We start from the raw sequence: 1,524 nt of genomic DNA, 5'->3' as shown, positions 1-1,524 counted from the left end.
CCTGACAGCCGGCACGGGGAAACGGAGTCCCCCAGTGACCGACATCGACAGCTACCAGATCGGACGTGGTCCGGCGGGTAAGCGCTCGTTCCCGATCGCGTTCCGAATCGAAGTCCTGCGCCGATGGGACGAATGCACCGAGCACGGCGCCAAGACACGATTGCTGCGCGAACTCAATCTCAGCAAGAACCACATCACCGCCTGGCTCCGCGCACGGGAGAAGGGACAATACACCCAGGCGATGGTCGCCACCGCGGAGAAATCGAGGAGCCGCATGGACAGTCGGGATCGGGCCGAGCTCGCTCGCCTCCGCCGCGAAAACGAACACCTCAAGGCCAAGGTCGAGCAGGCCGAGACCGCCCAGGAAATCCTGGGAAAAGCATTCGAGCTCTTGCAGGGGATCACCAAGCGCTCGAGCACCGAACCGTGTGCGATCCCGCCAGCGTTGATGAGCGCGAGCGAGTACGCGCAGTGGCTCGAGCGCGAGAAACTGTCCTGATCGACACCATCGGCGCACTGCACCGCGACACGGCCATGCCGATCACCACCGCCTGCGACCTGCTGGGGGTACCACGCTCGAGCTACTACCGCCGGGCCCACGGCTATCGGCACTACACCCCGGTCGCCGATCCCATCGCACACACCGACCGCCACCAGCCTGCCGCCCTGTCCGAGGCCGAACGAACCCGGATCATCGACCTGATCCTCGCCGGGGAGAATGCCGACTTGTCTGTGGTGCAAGTGTATTGGCGTGCATTCGACGCCGGGCTCGTGGACTGCTCGGAATCGACGTTCTACCGGGTGGCCCGCGCACAGCACCTGACCGGGGACCGGCGCCGTACCCGGCGGACCGCGACCGCGGCCCGGCGGGCACCGGTCGCCGGCGCCGAGGGTGTCGGTCGGCTGTGGTCGTGGGACATCACCACGCTGCACGGTCCCCGCACCCAGGACAGGTACCTGCTGTATCTGGTGATCGACGTGTACTCGCGGTTCCCGGTGGCCTGGCGCATCGAATACGCCGAGGTTCCGGAGCTGGCGGTGCAGATGTTCACCGAGGCGTTCGAGGCCTTCGGGGTGCCGGCGGTGGTGCACGCCGACAACGGTCCGGCGATGCGTTCGCACGCCCTGATCGACGCCCTCGACGCGGCGGGCGCGTGCCGGTCGTATTCCCGGCCCCGGGTCAGCGACGACAATCCGTTCTCCGAGTCGCTGTTCAAGACCATCAAGTACGACCTGTCCTGCCCGGTGCGGTTCGACAGCATCGAGCATGCACGGCAGTGGACCGAAAGGTTCCTGACCGGCTACGCGCTCGAACATCGACACAGCGCACTGGGCCGGCACACCCCTGGGGCGGTGTTCCTCGGCATCGACACCGAGGAACACCGACTCCGGCAGGAGCGTCTCGACCGGATCTGGGTCGAGCACCCCGAACGGTTCCGCCGCCGGCCGTTGGCGCCGCCGACACCCCAGTCGACAGGCATCAACATCAAGCAGGACCTGTCTCAGGCAGGTTGACAACTACCG

The 1,524-nt window shown here is 66.7% G+C and carries 2 protein-coding genes; both read left to right on the top strand.

All coding sequences use genetic code 11. The features are described 5' to 3' along the window. Window positions 1-34 precede the first annotated feature (34 nt). A complete protein-coding gene (locus tag ACN675_RS29100; protein ID WP_420754107.1) occupies window positions 35-499 on the top strand; it encodes a transposase in 465 nt (154 codons plus the stop codon). Beyond that, window positions 472-1,515, top strand: a complete 1,044-nt coding sequence (locus ACN675_RS29095) for a transposase (protein ID WP_420754106.1) — start codon at window positions 472-474, stop codon at window positions 1,513-1,515. Before ACN675_RS29100 ends, ACN675_RS29095 begins: the two co-directional genes overlap by 28 nt. Window positions 1,516-1,524: the final 9 nt, after the last annotated feature.

The sequence above is a fragment of the Rhodococcus sp. O3 genome (assembly GCF_048897285.1).
Taxonomy (GTDB): Bacteria; Actinomycetota; Actinomycetes; order Mycobacteriales; family Mycobacteriaceae; genus Rhodococcus.
This window is presented reverse-complemented; position numbering and strand designations above follow the sequence as displayed.